Raw genomic sequence first — 18,869 nt, 5'->3', positions numbered from 1 at the left:
TGTTCGAAAAGGGTGATTATGCGGTGAAAGCACCACTCGTTTCGACCCACAAAGGGAGAACACATGCTTCGCCGTATCGCGATCACCGTGGCCACCGTCGCCGCTGCCGGGCTGATGGCCGCAGGTCCTGCCGCCGCCCACGGCAACGACCAGGGCGGCGAGTCCGTCGAGGTCGCCGCGGGTTACTTCCAGGCCGAGGCCTCCCGTGAGAACGCCGAGTACCTCAACCTCGGTGGCCCGTACGGAATCACCTACGCCTCGGAGGAGCGCGAGTCCGCCGCGGTCGAGGCCGGCTTCCTCTGGGCCCAGTACCTGAACAACGACTGACCCGATGTGCCCAGTGCGGGGCCCGCTCCCATGACGGGAGCGGGCCCCGTCCGCGTTCTCGGGGTGGACGGAGGCGACCGGCCGGGCACTGCCTAAGCTGGAGGCGGCCCGGCGAAAGTCCGGGTGGGCGGAGGGGGGAACCGTGGGGACGGACCATTTTCTGAGGCCGTTGCGCCGTCTCGGCCTGGCCGTCTGGCCCGGTCTGCCCCGACTGCGGGGGTGGTCGGCGGACGGACCGGCAGACAGTGCGGCCCATGGCCGGGCACGCTCCCGGGAGCGGGAGCGGCTGGTCAGAGCGGAGTGGGAGGCCCTGCGTGCCCGGCTGGCCCCACTGGCCGCGGAACACGTCGCGAGGGTGGGGGAGCTGCTCGCGGACCCGCGCCTGGAGTTCACTCCCGAAACCGGAGAGTCCGGGGCGCGGCGGGACTACCTGTCGGCCACCGACGCCTACCAGGCTGCGGGCAAACTGCTCGACGAGGCGTCGGACCTGCCGGACCTCGCCGCCGCGGTGGTCCTCGCCGACCGCGCGGTCGAGTTGTTCGCCGCCGCGCGGGCCCGGCATCTGGGGCAGCGCCCGCGCGCGTCACGGCCGCGCTGCTTCTACAACCCGCTGCACGGGCCGGCCGCCGACCCGCCCCGGGGCGGATCGGGCCGCAAGGGGAGACGGGTCCTCGCGCGGGAGGCCGCCGCGAGCCGCCGCCCCGCCTGCGAGCCCTGCCGGCTCGCCCTGCTCGCGGGGGAATCGCCCGACGTGCTGCCCGCCCTGTGGACCGCCCGCGACGAGCGCGGCAGGCCGGTGACCGTACTGGTTCCCTACTACGCGCTGCCCCGCCAGACGTCCATATGGGCGGGCACGGCCTGCGGTTCGTACGACTCCGAGGCGTCGGGCAGAGTCCTGCGAGGCGAGCACCGGGGCCGCCCCGCCGACTGACGGCGGGGCGGCCCCGGTGCGTTCGCGTCCGGTCAGCGAGCGCGCTTGGCCGGTGTCGCCTTCTTCGTGGTGCGCTTGGCATTCGCCGTCTTCGCCGCCGGGGCCCGCTTCGTCGCACCCGTGCTGCGGGCGGCCTGCTTCTCGGTGGTCGTGCCGCCGGTGCTGAGAGTGCCGGAGCTGGTCTCGAGGTGGGCCCGGACGAACCACTGGAACTGCTCCAGCCCGCGCAGGTGCTCGATCAGGAGGTCCTCGGTGACCGGGTCGATGGCGCCCACCCGCTCCACCGCCTTCCGGTGGCTCTCGATGATGCCGGTGTAGACGAGGTCCAGGGCGCCGAGATGGGCGATCGCGTCGGCACGGCCGATGCTGTAGTCGTCCCAGGTGCGCTCGGCCACGAGCACGCCCGGTGTTCCCTGCGGCTCGCCCCCGAGGGCCGAGATGCGCTCGGCCGCCGAGTCGGCCATCTCGCGTACGGCGACGGTCTGCGGGTCGAGCATCTCGTGGACCGCGATGAAGTGCGGGCCCACCACGTTCCAGTGGATGTGCTTGAGGGTGAGGGCCAGGTCGTTGAGCGCGTGCAGCCGCAGTTTCAGGGCGTCGATCACCTCGGCGCCCTCCTGGGTGCTGAGGCCCGGGACGGTGTACTGGGGGGAAGGGGTCTTGGGGGGCATGTCGCTCCTGGATCGTCGGACGGTCTACGGCCTCACGTCTGCCCCCGTCCTCCCGTCCCCCACTCCCGTAACGGTGCCTTACCACCGGATCGGATTTCGAAGAAGTGCCGGTCGGCTCACTGGAGCGGCACGGTGGCCGTGGTGCCGCGGTCGCGAGGGGGAGCCGCTTCAGCGGCGTCGGGCGGACCAGCCGGTGCCTATGCCGGCCACATGCAGGGCGAGGGCGGTCAGGCCGAGCAGCATGACGTTGCCGGACGAGAAGACATCGTTGGTGGTGATGTCCGCGGCGTTGATCAGGAAGGAGACGAAGAACAGGACGGCTGCGACGACGGCGAGCATGGAGGAGTTCCTCTCGGAAGGGGCGGTGGCTGAGGCCGTGCCCGCGGGATCCCGCCGTTTCACCGGCGGGTGGGATACGACCTCTGGTTCCCCCGAACGCCGTTCTCAGACCGGCCACTTGCCCTCACTCCGCGACGGGGCCGCGAGGGGCCGCTGCCCCGCACGCGCCGCGCGCAGCAGGCCGCGCACCGCCGGTCGGTGCGAGGGGGGAACCTTGTGCAGTACGTTCGCCTGGTGTCCGATTTCTACTGGTTCTCTACCCAATGAGCGATTCCTCCCTTGTGCTGCTGGTGCTGGCAGCCGTCATCGTGCTGTTCTCGTTGAACCGGCTGCCCGTCGAGGCGGTGGCCCTCGGTTCGGCGCTGGCCCTCGTGGGCATCGGAGTGCTGACACCCGCCCAGGTCTTCAGCGGCTTCGGCGACCCGGTGGTGGGCTTCGTCGCCGCCCTGTTCGTGGTGAGCGCGGGGCTCGAAGTGACCGGGGTGACGGCCAGGGCGGGGCAGTTGCTCGCGGCCCGCACCAGGAAGAGCCGGTGGCGGCTGGTCGCTCTGACCCTGGTCTCCGTAGCCGCCCTGTCGGCGCTGATCACCATGAACGGGGCTGTCGCCGCGCTGCTCCCGGTGGTGGTGATGCTGGCGGTCCGCGTCGGCATGCCGCCGTCCAAACTGGTGATGCCGCTGGCGTTCGCCGCGCACGCCGGGTCGATGCTGGTGCTGACCGGGACCCCGATCAACGTGCTGGTCTCCGACGCCGCGAAGGAGGTGACCGGCCGGGGCTTCGGCTTCTTCTCCTTCCTCTGGGTGGGCGTCCCGCTGGTCGCCGGTACGGTCGTGGCGGCCATTTTCCTCGGCGACCGGCTGCTGCCCTCCCGGAGTCCCGCGGCCCTCCCGCCGGACCTGAGCAACCACACCCTCACCCTCGTCGCCCACTACGGACTCGCCGACAACCTCGGCGGACTGGTGGTCTCCCCGCGATCGTCGTGCGTCGGGCAGACCTTTCCCTCCCTCGACACGGGGGAGGGTGAACTCGTCGTGCTCGGGGCCCTGCGCGCGGACTCGGACGACCACGAGCTGCGCAGCACCGATGCCCTCGCCCCCGGGGACCAGGTCGTGGTGCGCGGAACGCCCGAGGAGCTGAACGCCTTCGCGGAGATCCACGGTCTGATCCCGCAGCGGGCCCGGCTGGGCGAGCAGCGGGCCGGTGCGCTGGTCAACCGGGAGGTCGGGCTCGCGGAGGTGCTGATCTCGCCGCGCTCGGCGCTGGTCGGCGCCCAGGTCTTCCCCGGCCTGCTGACGGAGGCCCAGGACATCGTGGTCCTCGCCGTACACCGGGACGGGCAGAACGCCGACCCCGGAAACGTCACGCTGCGGGCCGGCGACACCCTTCTGCTGCACGGATCCTGGCCCGCGCTCAGCGGCACCGCGAGGGTCTACTCCGACGATCTGCTGCTGGTCGACTCTCCTGCCGCGGTCCGGCGCCAGAACACCCCGGTGGGGCCCGCGGGGCGGCGTGCTCTCGCCGTCATGGCCGCGATGGTGGTCCTTCTCGCCTCCGGGCTGGTCTCCCCGGCCATCGCCGCCCTGCTGGGGGCCGTGGCGATGATCCTCTTCAGGATCGTCTCGGTGCACGAGGCGTACGCGGGCGTGTCCTGGCCGACCGTGGTGATGGTCGGAGCGATGTTCCCGCTCTCCACCGCGATCATGAAATCGGGTGCCGCCGACTCCGTCGCCCGCCTCATCGTGGACTTCGCGGGCAGCAGCAGGTACGCCCTGCTGGCCGGTCTCTTCCTCATCACGGTCGTGCTCGGCCAGTTCGTCAGCAACACCGCCACCGCGCTGATCGTCATCCCCATCGCGATCGTCGCCGCCCAGGAGGTCGGGGTCTCCGTGCTCCCGGTCCTCATGGTGGTCGCGGTGGCCGCCGCCGCCGCGATGCTCACTCCCGTGGCCACGGCGGCCAACCTCATGGTGTACGAACCCGGGGGATACCGGTTCGGCGACTACTGGCGCTTCGGCCTGCCGGTCGTCCTGTGGTTCCTGGTGGTGGCGCTGACGGTGGTGCCCCGGGTGTGGCCGCTGTGAGACGGGCCCGGTGCCCCGGCGGCCGTACGGCGAGGAGGAGCGGACGCCGGCCAGGTCCTGTCACCCCGGGCCGGTGTCCCGCCCGGCCTCGGCGGCCGACACCTGGTGCAGGGTGCGCCCGGTCCGGGCCGAGCGCGCGTGGTACGGGTCGGGGGTGCCGGGCCGGTCCCGTACCGCCTGCTCGTCCTTCGCCTTGATCAGCAGCCACGCCTCCTGACCGCGAGCGTCCTCCTCCTGGCCCGTCCGGAACCTGATCAGCGCGAACTCGCCCCGCAGCTTCTCGCCGACGAGCCGGAAGGTGGCGTGGCCGCGCTCCAGGGACTCCGCGAACGGCACCCGTACCCCGTGCTCGTCGTGGCCGAGCGGCACATAGGTGCCCTGGTCCCAGACGATGACGGTGCCGCTGCCGTACTCGCCCGGCGGGATCACCCCTTCGAACTCGCGGTACTCCAGTGCGTGGTCCTCCGTGGGGACCGCGAGGCGCCGGTCGCTGGGATTGTCCGAGGGGCCCTGCGGCACCGCCCAGGACCGCAGTACGCCGTCGACCTCCAGCCGGAAGTCGAAGTGCATGCGCCGTGCCGCGTGTATCTGCACGACGAAGCGCGGCAGTGACGGTACGGATTCGTCCTGCATGCCGGGCTCCCTCCGTCGTCCCCGGGGCGGGCCGTTCCGCTCCTTCCTCCACTGTGCGGCCCCGCCCGGACGGCCGCATGGCGGGCAGGCCCCCCCCCGCGCCGGACCGGGCCTCCCGGGTGGCGCAATAACATGATCTCCATGGAACAGCGCACTCTCGGCAGGACCGGCCGTGACGTATCGGTCGTCGGACAAGGAACATGGCAGCTCGGAGGGGACTGGGGCGAGGTACGCGAGCAGGACGCGTACGAGGTACTCGACGCGGCCGTCGGATCGGGGGTCACCTTCTTCGACACCGCCGACGTCTACGGCGACGGCCGCAGCGAACAGCTCATCGGCCGCTACCTCAAGGACCGGCCGGACGCCGGCGTCTTCGTCGCCACCAAGATGGGCCGCCGCGAGGCCCAGGTCCCGGAGAACTACGTCCTGGACAACTTCCGCGCGTGGAACGACCGTTCGCGCGCCAACCTGGGTGTCGACACCCTGGACCTGGTCCAGCTCCACTGCCCGCCCACCAGCGTCTACTCGACCGACGCCGTCTTCGACGCACTCGACACCCTCGTCTCCGAGCAGCGCATCGCCGCCTACGGGGTCAGTGTCGAGACCTGTGAGGAGGCGCTCACCGCGATCGCCCGCCCGGGCGTGGCGAGCGTGCAGATCATCCTCAACCCGTTCCGCCTCAAGCCGCTGGAGAAGGTCCTCCCGGCCGCCCTCGCCGCCGGCGTGGGCATCATCGCCCGGGTACCGCTCGCCTCCGGCCTGCTCTCCGGCCGCTACACCGCCGAGACCGTCTTCGCCCCGGAGGACCACCGGACCTTCAACCGCCACGGCGAGGCGTTCGACCAGGGCGAGACCTTCTCGGGCATCGACTACGCGACCGGCATCGAGGCCGCCGCCGAGTTCTCCGGATTCACCCCCGAGGGAGCCACTCCCGCCCAGACCGCGCTGCGCTGGATCATTCAGCAGCCCGGCGTCACCAGCGTCATCCCCGGAGCGCGGTCCGTGGACCAGGCCCGCTCCAACGCCGCCGCGGCAGAGCTCGCCCCGCTCCCGCAGGCCACCCTGGACGCGGTGAGCGACCTCTACGACCGCCGCATCCGCGCGGGCGTGCACGACCGCTGGTAGTCACCACGCGATCGGGCAACGGGCCCGGGACGGCGGCTCAGTCGTCGTCCCCGTCCCCGTCCTCGTTTCCCCCCTGGTCCTCGCCGCCCGAGTCCCGCTGCCCGCCACCCCGGGCGTCGGACGCGGCGGGGGCGGGGGAGCCCTCGCCCTGCGGGGTGACGACGCCCTGCGACGCGCCGGTCCCCGGGGGCACCGCCGAACCGGAGTCGGGGGCGAAGATCACCGTGCCCAGATAGACGGCCACCACGAACGCGATCGAGCCCGCCACCGCGCTGGCCACCCGCGGACGCCGCCGGATGGCCTCGCTCGCCGCGAGCCGACGACTGCCGGATTTCGGGGCACCGCGGCCCGCCGCGCGGCTGCCGGACCGGGGCGCCGCCCGGTTCGCCGGCGGCGCGGCCCGGCGCCGCCCCCCGGACTGCCCGGTCCGGTGACCCGGACCGCCCGCGTCCCCGGAAACGACCGTGGGCGCGGCGGAGCGCGCCCCGCCACCGACCGCTCCCAGCGGCCCGCCGTTCCCGCGCCACGCCGCCGTACGGAACCAGTCGGCCGCCTCCTGTGCGGTCGGCCGCTCCTCGGGCTTCTTGGCGAGCAGGCTCAGCAGGTACGCGTCGAAGGCCGGCGAGATGTCGACCCCCTGGTCCCGCAGCGGAACCGGAGGCGTGTCGACATGCTGATAAAGCGTGGCGGCGGCGGTGTCCGAACGGAACGGCGGCCGGCCCAGCAGCAGGTGGTAGACGACGCAGCCCAGCGAGTACATGTCGGAGTCGGCGCCCGCCGTCCGGCCGAGCGCCCTCTCCGGCGCCAGGTACAAACTCGTCCCCACGATCTGGCCGGCCGTGGTCAGCGCCGTCGACGGATCGTCGACGAACTGGGCTATCCCGAAGTCGCCGATCTTCACGGAGCCTTCGGCGTCCAGCATGAGGTTGCCCGGCTTGATGTCCCGGTGCACCACGCCCTGCCGGTGGGCGGCGGCGAGCCCGGCCGCCGCGTCGCCCGCGATCCGCGCGACCTGCTCGGGGTGGACGCTCTCCTGCGCCGACAGCAGGTCGCCGAGACTGCGCCCCTCGACCAGCTCCATCACGAGATAGAGGCGGTCCTCCCAGGTGCCGAAGTCGAAGACCGCGACCAGGTGCGGGTGGCTCAGCCGGGCGGCCGTCTGCGCCTCCAGCCGGAAACGTGCGGTGGAAGAGGAGTCGGCCCGGTCCCCCAGCAGCAGCTTGACGGCGACGGCACGGCCGAGGACCTCGTCCGTCGCCCGCCACACCTCGCCCATGCCACCACGCCCGATGGGGGACACCAACCGGTACCGATCAGCTACCAGCACCTGTACACCTATCTCGAATTGTGGCCCGTTGCGTCAGCCGGGGCGACGCACGGGTCGTGCTCACGAGGAGCGGGACGGGGCGGGGCTCGCGGCGATGATCAGGATATCTGTCCGGTGGACACGATGTTACGGCCGGTCAGTTCCGGTACCCCCGCCGGTGCCCGGGCGGGGGCCGGTACAGAGGGAGCGCGGCCATCGGGCGTACGTCCGGCGGTAAGTGCCCGGCGGGTGGCGTACGTTCGGCGGTCGGGTCGCCCGAGGGGCCGCTACGGCCCCGGCGTTCCGGGCCGCGGCCGGTGGGCCACACGCTCAGCCGCGTCCGGTGGCAGTCCGTCCCAACGACTCCACCAGCGGCAGCACCCGGTGCGGCACCCGCTCACGCAGTGCCACCTCGGTACGGGTCCGCACCACGCCGGGCAGCTGGATGAGCCGCTGGATCACGTCTTCCAGATGGCCGTTGTCCCGCGCCACGACCCGGGTCAGCAGATCCCCGCCGCCGGTGGTCGAGAACGCCTCGATGATCTCCGGAACCTCCGCCAGCGCGTCCCCGACCTCGTCCAGATGTCCCTGGGTGACCTCCAGGTGGACGAAGGCGAGCACGGGGTGGCCCAGCGCGGCGGGCGAGAGGACAGGGCCGGTACCGGTGATCACGCCGTCCCGTTCCAGCCGGTCCATCCGGGCCTGGAGCGTGCCCCGGGCCACCCCCAGGATGCGGGCGTGCTCCCGCGCGCTGGTACGCGGCTGCTCGATGAGGAGCCGCAGGATACGGGTGTCGAGAGCGTCCACCGCCATGGTGCGCCTGCCTCTTCTCTCGGATGTCCCGGACGGGCGTATACGGTGCTTCGACCCTATCCCGGGCCCGTCCGCCCCCGTCCCCGACTCCGGCCCGGAGCAACCCGAGCAACCCCGGGACATACCGCTGGGCGCCGTACACGTGGCACGGCGCCCAGCGGTGGACGTTTCCGCGGATCAGCCGAGGGAGGCGGTGTCGATGACGAAGCGGTAGCGGACGTCGGAGGCGAGGACGCGTGCGTAGGCCTCGTTGACCTGGTCGACGGAGATCACTTCGATCTCGCTGCCGATCCCGTGCTCGGCGCAGAAGTCGAGCATCTCCTGGGTCAGCGCGATGCCGCCGATCATGGAGCCCGTGAGGTTGCGACGCGCGCTGCCGAGGAGGAACCCCTGCACGGAGAAGGGGCCGGGGGCCGCGCCGACGTTGGCCAGGGTGCCGTCGAGGGTCAGCAGGCCGAGGTAGGCGTTGATGTCGATGTCGGCGCTGACGGTGTTGACGATGAGGTCGAACCGGCCGGCCAGCACGGAGAAGGTCTCCGGGTCGGAGGTCGCGTAATAGTGGTCCGCTCCCAGCCGCAGCCCGTCCTCCCGCTTCTTCGGCGACTGCGACAGCACCGTGACCTCGGCGCCCAGGGCGTGTGCGATCTTGACCGCCATGTGACCGAGACCGCCGAGACCCACGACGGCAACCTTCTTGCCCGGCCCGGCGCCCCAGCGCCGCAGCGGGGCGTACGTGGTGATGCCCGCGCACAGCAGCGGAGCCGCGGCGGCCGGGTCCAGGCTCTCGGGCACGGAGAGCACGTAGTCGGCGTCCACGACGATGTGGGTGGAGTAGCCGCCCTGGGTCGTGGAGCCGTCGCGGTCGGTTCCCGCGTAGGTGGGGATCATGCCGTCCCGGCAGTACTGCTCGTCGCCGGCCAGGCAGTGGGGGCACTCGCCGCAGGAGCCGACCATGCAGCCGACGCCGACGCGGTCACCGACCCGGTGGCGGGTGACCCCGGCGCCGGCCTCGACGACGGTTCCGACGATCTCGTGACCGGGAACGACGGGGTAGGGCTGGGGGCCCCAGTCGCCGTTGACGGTGTGGATGTCGGAGTGGCAGACCCCGGCGTACCGGATGGCGATGAGTACGTCTCCGGGGCCGACGGCACGCCGCTCGACGGTGGTGGGTACCAGGGGCTCCCCGACGGAGGGGGCGGCGTAGGCGTTGACATGCATGGGGATGTGTTCCTCGTCCTGCGGTGGGGGGCCGGCTCGGGGCGGGTGTCAGCCGGCTGCCGGGGTGGCGGTGTACTCCTCGTCGGTGACGGGAGTCAGCCAGTGCACGACGGCGTGCTCGGCGTCGCCCTCGTTGATGGCCACGTGGACCATCAGACGGTTGGGGGCCGCACCGTGCCAGTGCTCCTCGCCCGCCTCGAACAGTACGCGGTCGCCCGGGCGGATGATCTCGACGGGTCCGCCGCGGCGCTGGCAGAGGCCGACGCCCTCGGTGACGAAGACGGTCTGGCCCAGCGGGTGGGAGTGCCAGTGGGTGCGCGCGCCCGGCATGAAGTGCACCAGGTTCGCGGTGACCCGGGACGGTGCGGGGGCGGCTGCGACGGCGTCGATGTAGACGTCACCGGTGAACCATTCGGCGGGACCCTTGGCGGTGGTGATCGAGCTGCGGGTGATCTGCATGATCGCTCCTTGTGTACGGGGTGGGTGGCGGGTGGTCAGGGCTTGAGGAGTGCCTTGATCGCGCGGCGTTCGTCCATGGCCCGGTAGCCCTCGGCGACCCGGTCGAGGGGGAGGGTGAGGTCGAAGACCTTGCCGGGGTCGATGCGGTCGGTCAGGACCCGGTCGATGAGGTCGGGGAGGTAGCGGCGGACGGGGGCGGGGCCACCGCGCAGGCCGACGTGGGAGAAGAAGAGTTCCTGGCCGTCGACGGCGACCTCGTGCGGGACGCCGACGAAGCCGACATTGCCGCCGGGGCGGGCGGAGTGCAGGGCCTGGCGCATGGCCTGGGCGGTGCCGACGCATTCGAGGACGCTGTCGGCGCCGACGCCTCCGGTGAGGTCCTTGACGCGGGCGATGCCCTCGTCGCCGCGTTCGCTGACGATGTCGGTGGCGCCGAACTCCAGGGCGAGCTTCTGGCGGCTCTCGTGGCGGCTCATGGCGATGATGCGCCCGGCGCCCATCTCCTTGGCGGCGATGACGGCACAGAGGCCGACGGCACCGTCCCCGACGACGACCGCGGTGGAGCCGGGCGTGACCTCGGCGGCCTCGGCGGCCCACCAACCGGTGCCCATGACGTCGGAGACGGCCAGCAGACCGGGCCAGTACTTCTCGTCCGGGATCTCCTCGGTGGCGACCAGGGTGCCCTGGGCGTTGGGGATGCGGACGTAATCAGCCTGGCAGGTGCTCATGAACTCGCGGTGCAGGCAGTTCGACTGGTAGCCGTTGCGGCAGTTCGCACAGGTGTTGTCCGAGGTCGCGAAGGAACCGACGACGAACTGTCCGGGCTTGACCGAGGTGACCGCGCTGCCGACCTCCTCGACGAAACCCATGTACTCGTGTCCCATCGGGTGCGGGTCACCGACCGGCTCCAGACCGCGCCAGGCCCACAGGTCCGAGCCGCACACACAGGTGGCCGCCGTGCGGATGACCGCATCGGTGGGGTGGAGGATCTTCGGGTCGGCCAGGGTCTCGAAGCGGACATCACCGGGGGCGTGAATCACTGCGCCGCGCATGAGGGAATTCCTTACGTAACGTACGGGGGGTACGGGCCTCAGGTGCCCGTACGGAGTGCTGAAAACGCCCCGCGGCACCTTCGGCATCGCCGCGGGCGCCCGTGGGGGCGCAAGGCTCCCGGTCGCCGGGTCCTCGCGCCGCGGCCGGGAAGCGTCACGCCTTCCAGGTAACCCGCTTTCCGCGCGGCGAGCGAGTCACCAGTGAGGGGTGTACCAGCGGTACACCGTTCGCCGGCCGCCATCACCTGCGCATACGTCCAGCAGAGGGCATCGGACCTGCGTCAAAGGCCCGGTCGGCCGTTCAAGCGCTTGCCACCCCGGGCGGCGAAAGGCCCTGCAAGCCCTCAGGTACGCGGGGCTTTCTCACCGTGCACGGCTGTGTATTCGGCGGCGAGCCAGGGGCCGAGGTCGTCGATGAGCATGTTCAGAACCGCCGGGTCGGGTGAGGGCGCGCGGCCCGTGGACGCGGCGACGCGCATCTGCTCGACGCGCTCGGGGTAGTAGCGGCCGAAGAGCTCGGCGGACTGGCCGAGGTCGCTGGTCCAGCCGCCCCATCGGGGCATGACCAGGGTGAATCCCGTGCGGACGACGCGACGGCCGATGCCACGGCTGAGGGCCCGGCGATCGGCGTCCGTGGTCGCCTCGGCTGCCTTGGCGCGCCAGCGTGGGAGCATGCGGGCGAGGTCGCCGTTGGTTTCCCTCGCGAGCAGGGTTGTCGGGCGATAGCGCGGTAGTCGTTCTGCCAGGTCAGGCCCGAGCAACCGGGTGCAGAGGCAGGCGAGGAAGAACCCGCCGTCGTAGCGTTCGACGTCGCTGAGCAGGGCTCGCGTACTGGTCAGCAGGATCCCGACACCGTCGATCTGCGGGAAATCACGGTCGAGTTCGGCCTCGATCGCCGTGGCGTCAGCGCGGTCGGCGTCGGTGGGCTCGTCGTGGAGGGCGAGCTGGAGGTCGAGGTCGGAGACACCGGGGGTGGCGGTGCCACGGGGGATGCTGCCGTAGAGGTAGGCGCTGTGCAGACGCGTTCCGTCGAATGCCTCGGTGATATGAGCACGGGCAGCGTCGACGACGGGGACGAACGCTGCGGGCACTCGGTCCAGCGCGCCTTCGCGTGCGATCGTTCCGTCGCGGTCCAGCCCCCGTTCCCCCATGGGGCCACTGTGCCTTGTCGTGGTGTGTGCTGCCGAGCGGATTTCCGGGGCGGAGTGGCGTTCGCGCATCGCACCGCCCGGGAGCCCGGCGCTCTGGCGTGTGCGGATCGACCCCTCGTCGTGCGGAGCGCGGCTGTCCCGGCACGGTCGTGGGACCGTTGCCGCAACTCGCCCTGGCCGGCGGCTGGGACGACCGTCCACCGGGACGGTGCAGGGCCGTGGGGCGGTAGGGCGGTAGGGATCAGGACCGTCGTACCGAATCGGCGATGGGACGGGCCGGCCGTCTCCCCTCGGGGAAAGGAAGCCGGGTGAACCGGGGCCCGATGTCACCGGCGGATGGGATCATCCGGGGCCATGAGCGGCGAAGAGAAGGACAAGGCGTACGTGCTCGACCTGTGCGACGAGATTCTCGGCGTTGCCGGCCTGCGGGAGCATCGGTTCGACTGGCTGCGGGGAGACCCCGGGGCCACCGGACGGCAGGCGAGGCTGCCGGTCGATTCCTACTGGCCCGGTTGCCGACTGGTGGTCGATTACAGGGGAGTCCAGTACGACCGGCCGGTGCCGATATTCGACAAGCCGGAGACGCTGACCGTCAGCGGCGTGCACCGGGGCGAACAGCGCGCCCTGTACGCCGCCCGTCGGGAGACCGGGATTCCGGCGCACGGACTGCGACTCGTGCTGATCCGTCCGGCCGACCTCGATGCCGACGGCAGCGGCAGGCTGCGGCGCACCCGCGACGCCGATCTGGCGTCGGTGCGGAAACTCCTGGCGCGGACCGGTGACGAGGACCGCGTGACCGATGCCTTCAGACGCTGGCTGATCGCCGAGGGGTGGACCCCGGTCGCCCCCACCGACAAGTGGACCGACGTCGAAGCCGTGCGCGGTGACGAGCGCCTGGTGGGGGAGGCCAAGGGGCGCACCGAGGAGAGGGGGACGGACGCCGACATCGCGTACGGGCAGCTCCTGCGGCGGATGACGGACGAGTCACCGGCCACCCGCTACGCCCTGATCGTGCCGACCTCGTCCGTCAAGGCCGCTGAGCGCGTACCTGCCGAGGTGCGGCGACTGCTCAGGATCGATCTGTTCGAGGTGGGGGACGACGACAGCGTGATCCACCGGGCCTCATGACGTGTGGTCAGCCGGCCGGATTCCCGACCGCCTCCCCGGCACGGTCACGCGGGGGTGCCCGGTTCGTGCGAGGGCTGTAACAGAGCGGGAACCGGGGTACACCGGACGATCGGGCGCCTCCAGAATGGCCGGGCAGGGTGCGGACGGCCGGTCCTGGGGGCCGGTCACGGGGGATGGGGACACAGCATGAACTCGAACACGTTCAGAGCCGGTTCGGTACGTCGGGGCCTGCGCGGGGCCCTCGCGGGAGCGGCAGTGGCCGCGGCCCTGCTGACGGCCACCGCCTGCCATTCGTCCGACGGCGACGACGCGGCCGCCGCTCCCTCGGGCGGGAAGCCGTCCGGGGCGAGCGCGTCGAAGAGCGACGGGCCGTCGGGCGACTCCGGTACGGGAACCAGCGCGACGCCGACCGAGGGCGATGGCGGCGCCACCGCCGAGCCGGCCGGGGACAGCGGTGAGACCGGCGGTGACAACGGCACCTACTACCAGGACTGCAAGGCCGACGGCCTCACCACCGCGGTCGAACTCCAGGACGCTCCCGGGGAGACCCCGCGCCACTTCATGCTGACGGTCACCAACGGCGGCAGGGTGCCGTGTGTCCTCAACGAGGGACCGCTGATCCGGCTCGGTTCCGGTAGCGACGCCCCGACCGTCCAGGGGCTCGTGGAGCCGGACAGCGAACCTCTCGTCGTCGCGGGGGGCGGCAAGGCGTATGCCGGACTGTACGTCTTCGGCAACGACGAGGGCGGCGAGGCGGAGTACGACCAGTCCGACCGGTTCACCGCCACCCTGGTCGCAGGTGAGGGCACCGAGCTCAGTGGCGTTCTCCTCTTCGACCTGCCCGGCGGCCTGCGCTCCGTCTCCTACGACGACGCGGCGCGGGTGAACGGCTGGGCCGGAACCGAGGGCCTGGCGATGCGCGCGATCAACCAGCTCTGACCGCCCCGCGAAGGGTAGGCCTGGCTCCCGGGGGTCGGCGGGCTCCGGCCGGAATCAGCCGAGGGACTCTCCGTGCCGGAGCCCGCGAACCCCCGGCGGAACGAAGCACGCGGTGATGGTCTTCCCCGACGCCTGGGAGTGTGTGGCCCATTCGTCGGCGACGGCGTCGACGATGGCCAGACCTCGCCCACCGGTCGTCGTGAGGGACTCGGGTTGCTTGGCGGGCAGCAGCGGATCGGAGTCGTGGACGCTGACGTGCAGGCAGCGGCTGTCCCACGTGAGGACGAGTTGGGCGTCACTGCGCGCGTGGACGTGCGCGTTGGTGATCAGCTCGGAGACGCAGAGCAGGATCGAGTCCACGGTCTCCGGCGTGTCCCTCGTCCACTCCAACGCGGCCAGGTGCTCACGGGCCCAGTATCGGCCGGCCCGTACCCCTTGCGACACGGGGAACGACTGCGCCCACCCCACCGCACGCAGCGATGTGTCCTTCGTCATCGGCCCCTCCTCGATCGACTCTCCCCCTACGCCTACCCCCAGGTTCACGCTCCACCGTGAAACCCCGCTCGGGCCGCCCGGTGAGGGCTGCCGACCGAGGGCCGGGCCGACCCGCGCGCCCGCGACCTGCGGGTCCGGGGGCTGCCGTTCGGTGAGGTCGGCCCCCGGAGGGGGGTACTGGCCGTACATCCCTTCTCCCCCGCGCGGCCCGTATCGTCGACATGTGGACAACCGTGAAGAGGTCCGCGAGTTCCTGACCTCGCGGCGAGCGAAAATCACTCCGGAGAGGGCGGGGCTGCCCGGCGGGTCCCGGCGGCGGGTGCCGGGGCTGCGCAGGAGCGAGGTGGCCGCCCTGGCCGACATGAGCGTGGAGTACTACGCGAAGATGGAGCGGGGCAGCCTCGCGGGAGTCTCACCGTCCGTGCTGGACTCCGTCGCCCGGGCGCTGCGGCTGGACGACGCCGAGCGCGCCCACCTGCTGCACCTGGCCCAGGCCGCCGACGGATCCGACGTGCTGACGCGGCCCCGGCGGAGGGCCGGCGGCCGACGGTGGAACCCGCATCGGAGCCTGCAGTGGACCCTCGACGCGATCACGGCGGGGCCGGCGGTCGTGAGCAACGGCCGGACGGACATCCTGGCCGCCAATCCGCTCGCCCGTGCCTTCTACGGCGAGCTGCTCGCCAACGCGGAGAATCAGGGAAACCTGGCCCGCTTCAACTTCCTGGACCCGGCGTCCCGCCGTTTCTACCCGGACTGGGAACTCTTCGCCGACATGGCGGTGGCCATCCTGCGCCGGGAGGCCGGCCGCGACCCCCACGACAAGGACCTGCACGACCTCGTCGGCGAGCTGTCCACCCGGAGCAAGGATTTCCGCACCCGCTGGAGCGCCCACGACGTGCGCCGCCACGGGACCGGTACCAAGCGGTTCTGCCACCCGGTGGTCGGCGATCTCACCCTCGCCTACGAGGTGCTGGACCTGGCGGCCGAACCAGGACTCGGCATGACCGTCTACACGGCCGAACCGGGTTCCTCCTCCGAGGAGGGGCTGCGCCTGCTCGCCTCCTGGGCCGCCACCCGGGAAACCGCCGCGTCCTGAACCGCTGAACCGTTGGCTCTGCCCTGGTCCACCCCCACCGCGAAAGATGAGCCATTGGACCACTGATTCCACTGTCGATTGAACCGTCGGTCGAGTGGATGGTGAGATGGGCGCAGCGATGGCGCTGCGGAACTCCGAAAAGGGGGTCCGTGGCGCCTTTCTCATGCGCTCGAACAGGTTCGTACAGAACCGGGCGCACACGGGCAGACGGACAAGACGGAAGGGTGGGGCGACTTGCTGAGGAAGGCGTTCACGGCGCCGGATCCGGGGCGGATGCGGCTGCGGTTCGCGAGCCGGGCCGTGCTCGGTATCGGGCTGGCGGTCGTCCTGTGCGGGGTCACCGGACATTCGCTGGTGGCGACCGTCGCGGGCGGCCTGTCCGCGTTGCTCGCACTGTTCACCGTCGGCGATCCGACCGTGCGCGGGCAGGCCGTGACGACCGCACTGCTGCCCGTCGTCGGGCTTCCGGTGCTGGCGCTCTCCGCCGTCCTGCACGACGTGCCGATCGCCCGGGACCTGGTGTTCATCGCCGCCGTGGGAGGCGGGGTCTACGCGCGGCGGTGGGGGCCGCGCGGCCACTCGCTCGGCGTGTTCGCCTTCATGAGCTGCTTCATGGCGCAGTTCCTCCACGCCGTGCCGAGCCGGATTCCGGAACTGTACGGAGCCGTACTGCTCTCGCTGGCCGCCTCGTCGGCCGTCCGGTTCGGGGTGTGGTGCTACGAACGCCGGCTGCCGGCTCCCGCACCGGTGTCCGCGCCGACCGGAGGGACGGGACTCACGCGGATCACCACACGGCAGGCCGTGCAGGCGGCCGTCGGCGCCGGGTTCGCGCTCGCCGCCGGACAGGTGCTGTCGGACCAGCGGTGGTACTGGGCCGTGGGCGCCACCTGGTGGGTGTTCGTCGCCACCACCTCGCGCGGCGAGACGGTGGTACGGAGCTTCCGGCGCGTCCTGGGGACCGTGATCGGCATCGGGATCGGCTTCGCCGTCGCCGTACCGCTGCACGACCGGCCCGTCGTGGCGGCGGTGGTCGTCGCGCTGAGCGTCTTCGGCGTCTTCTACACCGCGGCCGTCTCCTACACCTGGATGATGCTCGCGGTGACGGCCATGGCGAGCATGCTGTACGGGCTGCTCGGCGTGCTCGACCCGGCGCTCCTCGTCCTGCGGGTGAGCGAGACGGCGGTCGGCTCGCTGGGCGCCACGCTGGCGGTCCTCCTGGTCCTGCCGGTGACCACGCACTCCGTGACCGAGGCATGGGTGGCCCGGGCGCTGCGCTGCGTGCACGCCTGCACCGCCGAGGCCGCCGCGCGGCTCGCCGGCGACGCCGACGCCGACCCGGCACACCTGGTGGCCGAACTGGAGGCCATCCTCGGCCGGGTTCGGCTCTCGCTGGCCCCGCTCGTCCACCCGCTGAGCCCGATGGCGGCACGCAAGAGGCGGGCGCGCCAGGTACTCGCCCTGCTCGACGGCTGCGCCCGCGAGGTACGCGGACTCGCCTCCGTCGCCGCCGACCCCGAGGCATCCCACGACGCACGGCTCGCCGCCGCCTGCTGGCGCGTGGAAGCCGCGGTCGAAGCGCTCACCGATCCACCGGCCCTGGTCCGTCGCCACCGGCACGCCGCCCCGGTCGCGTCGGCGGCGACCCACCCGGAACCGGTGTTCGCCCACCTCCACGCGCTGGAGCAGGCACTTCTCGACCTGGCCGTGCCGCTGCGGCGGGCCGAGCCGGTGCCGGCGAGCGCCTGAGAGGTACGCGTACGGATCGCGGGCCGGGCCTGGCGGGAAGCGGGGGAGCGGCCGGCCCGGCCCTGCGGCCCCGGACAGTGCCGCGAGCGCGGTGGCGCGATCGCCCGGCCCGCCCTCCCCGGTCACGGTCCCGGCGCCCCGTGCCCGGCCCCGCCGGGCGGTGGGCGCCTGCTACCGTCGGCCGGGCGGACCGCACGGCCCGCACGCAAAACACCAGGTACGGGCACAAAGGGGTAGCGCGATGAGCGGCAACAGCGCCGGGCGGGCGTTCATAGGGTCTTTCACCACCAACGGCGGGCAGGGCATCACCGTCGCGGAAGTGGACAGGGAGACCGGCGCGCTCACGGTGGTCGGCTCGACGGACACCGTCCCTGACCCGTCGTTCCTCGTGGCGTCCGCCGACGGCACGATCCTTTACGCCGTCAGCGAGGCATCCGAGGGCGCGGCCGCCGCACTCGACATCGAGGGCGACGTACCCCGGCTCGTCGGCGGCTGCATGCGCTCGGTGAACGGCGACGGACCCACCCACCTCACCGTCGCGGCGAACCACCTGGTCACCGCGAACTACGGCTCCGGCAGCGTCACCGTGCTGCCGCTCCGGGAGGACGGGTCACTGCGCGCCGCCGTCTTCGTCGAACAGCACGAGGGCAGCGGCCCCGACACCGAACGGCAGACGGAGCCGCACGCCCACCAGGTGCTGCCCGATCCGTCGGGCGCCTGGCTGCTCAGCGTGGACCTCGGCACCGACTCGGTGTACGTCGGCGCGGTCGACCCGCTCACCGGCGAACTGCGCCCGCACGGGGAGACCGCGCTGCGCCCCGGTACCGGCCCCCGCCACCTGGCCTTCCACCCGGCGGGCGGTCACGCGTACGTACTGAACGAGCTGGAGCCGACCCTCACCGTCTGCCGCTGGGACGCCGCCGCCGGTGTGCTGGAGCCGCTCCACGAGGTTCCGGTGCTGCCCGAGGAGGCGGCCGGTGACCCGGACCGCTCGTACCCGTCCGAGGTCGTCGTCTCCCTCGACGGCAGGTTCGTATGGACCGCCGTCCGGGGGCACGACAGCATCTCCGTGCTCACCCTGGACGAGACGGGCGAGAAGGCGCAGCTGGTCGCGTCCGTCCCCTGCGGCGGCAACTGGCCGCGCGATCTGACGCTCGACCCCACCGGTCAGTGGCTGTACGCGGCCAATGAGCGCTCCGGAGACGTCAGCTGGTTCGCCGTCGACCAGGAGACCGGTGTACCGCGCCACGCGGGCTCGATCGACGCGCCGGCCGCCTCCTGCGTCCTGCTGGTCTGACGGACGACTGTGCGGTGCGTACCCGCCCGGGAGCGGGTACGCACCGCACCGTGCTGTCGGTG

The 18,869-nt window shown here is 72.2% G+C and carries 19 protein-coding genes; 9 read left to right on the top strand and 10 right to left on the bottom strand.

Annotated features, from left to right (window positions below; genetic code table 11):
* Nucleotides 1-63: 63 nt before the first annotated feature.
* On the top strand, nt 64-327 hold the full coding sequence (locus tag OHA55_RS32375; RefSeq protein ID WP_266713257.1) for a hypothetical protein: 264 nt from the start codon (nt 64-66) through the stop codon (nt 325-327).
* A 169-nt stretch (nt 328-496) separates the two neighbouring features.
* Nucleotides 497-1,258 carry a hypothetical protein gene (locus OHA55_RS32370; protein WP_266713255.1) on the top strand — a complete coding sequence of 254 codons (762 nt, stop codon included), beginning with the start codon at nt 497-499 and terminating at the stop codon, nt 1,256-1,258.
* 32 nt (nt 1,259-1,290) lie between these two features.
* Here the strand turns inward: OHA55_RS32370 and OHA55_RS32365 are convergent, their stop codons facing one another.
* Both OHA55_RS32365 and OHA55_RS32360 read right to left on the bottom strand, forming a co-directional pair.
* A complete protein-coding gene (locus tag OHA55_RS32365) occupies nt 1,291-1,929 on the bottom strand; it encodes a Dps family protein (protein ID WP_266713253.1) in 639 nt (212 codons plus the stop codon).
* A gap of 168 nt (nt 1,930-2,097) precedes the next feature.
* Nucleotides 2,098-2,268 (bottom strand): hypothetical protein, encoded by a 171-nt coding sequence (locus OHA55_RS32360; RefSeq protein ID WP_266713251.1) that lies wholly within the window; start codon nt 2,266-2,268, stop codon nt 2,098-2,100.
* Between the two features lie 263 nt (nt 2,269-2,531).
* Here OHA55_RS32360 and OHA55_RS32355 point away from each other — a divergent pair, with 263 nt between their 5' ends.
* Nucleotides 2,532-4,349, top strand: a complete 1,818-nt coding sequence (locus OHA55_RS32355; RefSeq protein WP_266713249.1) for an SLC13 family permease — start codon at nt 2,532-2,534, stop codon at nt 4,347-4,349.
* Nucleotides 4,350-4,409: 60 nt separating this feature from the next.
* Here the strand turns inward: OHA55_RS32355 and OHA55_RS32350 are convergent, their stop codons facing one another.
* Nucleotides 4,410-4,982, bottom strand: coding sequence for a DNA polymerase ligase N-terminal domain-containing protein (locus OHA55_RS32350; RefSeq protein WP_266713247.1), 573 nt, complete (start codon nt 4,980-4,982; stop codon nt 4,410-4,412).
* Nucleotides 4,983-5,114: 132 nt separating this feature from the next.
* On the opposite strand from OHA55_RS32350, the gene OHA55_RS32345 reads away from it, so the two are divergent.
* Entirely contained in the window at nt 5,115-6,107 is a 993-nt protein-coding gene (locus tag OHA55_RS32345) for an aldo/keto reductase (protein WP_266713245.1), read from the top strand.
* Nucleotides 6,108-6,144: 37 nt separating this feature from the next.
* Here OHA55_RS32345 and OHA55_RS32340 read toward each other — a convergent pair whose 3' ends face one another.
* The 6 genes from OHA55_RS32340 to OHA55_RS32315 form a co-directional block, all read right to left on the bottom strand.
* Entirely contained in the window at nt 6,145-7,383 is a 1,239-nt protein-coding gene (locus tag OHA55_RS32340) for a serine/threonine-protein kinase (protein WP_266713574.1), read from the bottom strand.
* Nucleotides 7,384-7,743: 360 nt separating this feature from the next.
* A complete protein-coding gene (locus tag OHA55_RS32335) occupies nt 7,744-8,226 on the bottom strand; it encodes an Lrp/AsnC family transcriptional regulator (RefSeq protein WP_266713243.1) in 483 nt (160 codons plus the stop codon).
* A gap of 177 nt (nt 8,227-8,403) precedes the next feature.
* Entirely contained in the window at nt 8,404-9,444 is a 1,041-nt protein-coding gene (locus OHA55_RS32330; RefSeq protein WP_266713241.1) for an NAD(P)-dependent alcohol dehydrogenase, read from the bottom strand.
* 48 nt (nt 9,445-9,492) lie between these two features.
* Nucleotides 9,493-9,903, bottom strand: a complete 411-nt coding sequence (locus OHA55_RS32325; RefSeq protein WP_266713239.1) for a cupin domain-containing protein — start codon at nt 9,901-9,903, stop codon at nt 9,493-9,495.
* Nucleotides 9,904-9,938: 35 nt separating this feature from the next.
* A complete protein-coding gene (locus OHA55_RS32320; RefSeq protein ID WP_266713237.1) occupies nt 9,939-10,955 on the bottom strand; it encodes a zinc-dependent alcohol dehydrogenase family protein in 1,017 nt (338 codons plus the stop codon).
* A gap of 344 nt (nt 10,956-11,299) precedes the next feature.
* Entirely contained in the window at nt 11,300-12,106 is an 807-nt protein-coding gene (locus OHA55_RS32315; RefSeq protein ID WP_266713235.1) for a nucleotidyltransferase domain-containing protein, read from the bottom strand.
* A gap of 354 nt (nt 12,107-12,460) precedes the next feature.
* On the opposite strand from OHA55_RS32315, the gene OHA55_RS32310 reads away from it, so the two are divergent.
* Together OHA55_RS32310 and OHA55_RS32305 are read left to right on the top strand one after the other, a co-directional pair.
* Nucleotides 12,461-13,234, top strand: a complete 774-nt coding sequence (locus OHA55_RS32310) for a hypothetical protein (RefSeq protein ID WP_266713233.1) — start codon at nt 12,461-12,463, stop codon at nt 13,232-13,234.
* Between the two features lie 186 nt (nt 13,235-13,420).
* Nucleotides 13,421-14,173 (top strand): DUF4232 domain-containing protein, encoded by a 753-nt coding sequence (locus OHA55_RS32305; RefSeq protein ID WP_266713231.1) that lies wholly within the window; start codon nt 13,421-13,423, stop codon nt 14,171-14,173.
* 54 nt (nt 14,174-14,227) lie between these two features.
* Here OHA55_RS32305 and OHA55_RS32300 read toward each other — a convergent pair whose 3' ends face one another.
* The gene (locus tag OHA55_RS32300; RefSeq protein WP_266713229.1) at nt 14,228-14,668 is read right to left on the bottom strand and encodes an ATP-binding protein; all 441 of its coding nucleotides are present in this window, start codon (nt 14,666-14,668) and stop codon (nt 14,228-14,230) included.
* Between the two features lie 223 nt (nt 14,669-14,891).
* Between OHA55_RS32300 and OHA55_RS32295 the strand changes: the two genes are divergently transcribed.
* From OHA55_RS32295 to OHA55_RS32285, 3 genes are all read left to right on the top strand, one after another.
* Nucleotides 14,892-15,764, top strand: coding sequence for a helix-turn-helix transcriptional regulator (locus tag OHA55_RS32295; RefSeq protein ID WP_266713227.1), 873 nt, complete (start codon nt 14,892-14,894; stop codon nt 15,762-15,764).
* A gap of 234 nt (nt 15,765-15,998) precedes the next feature.
* Nucleotides 15,999-17,510 (top strand): FUSC family protein, encoded by a 1,512-nt coding sequence (locus OHA55_RS32290; protein ID WP_266713225.1) that lies wholly within the window; start codon nt 15,999-16,001, stop codon nt 17,508-17,510.
* 241 nt (nt 17,511-17,751) lie between these two features.
* Nucleotides 17,752-18,807, top strand: a complete 1,056-nt coding sequence (locus OHA55_RS32285) for a lactonase family protein (RefSeq protein ID WP_266713223.1) — start codon at nt 17,752-17,754, stop codon at nt 18,805-18,807.
* Nucleotides 18,808-18,869: the final 62 nt, after the last annotated feature.

The organism is Streptomyces sp. NBC_00102, assembly GCF_026343115.1.
Taxonomy (GTDB): domain Bacteria; phylum Actinomycetota; class Actinomycetes; order Streptomycetales; family Streptomycetaceae; genus Streptomyces.
Note: the sequence above shows the minus strand (reverse complement) of the source record. Positions and strands in the feature narration are given on the sequence as shown.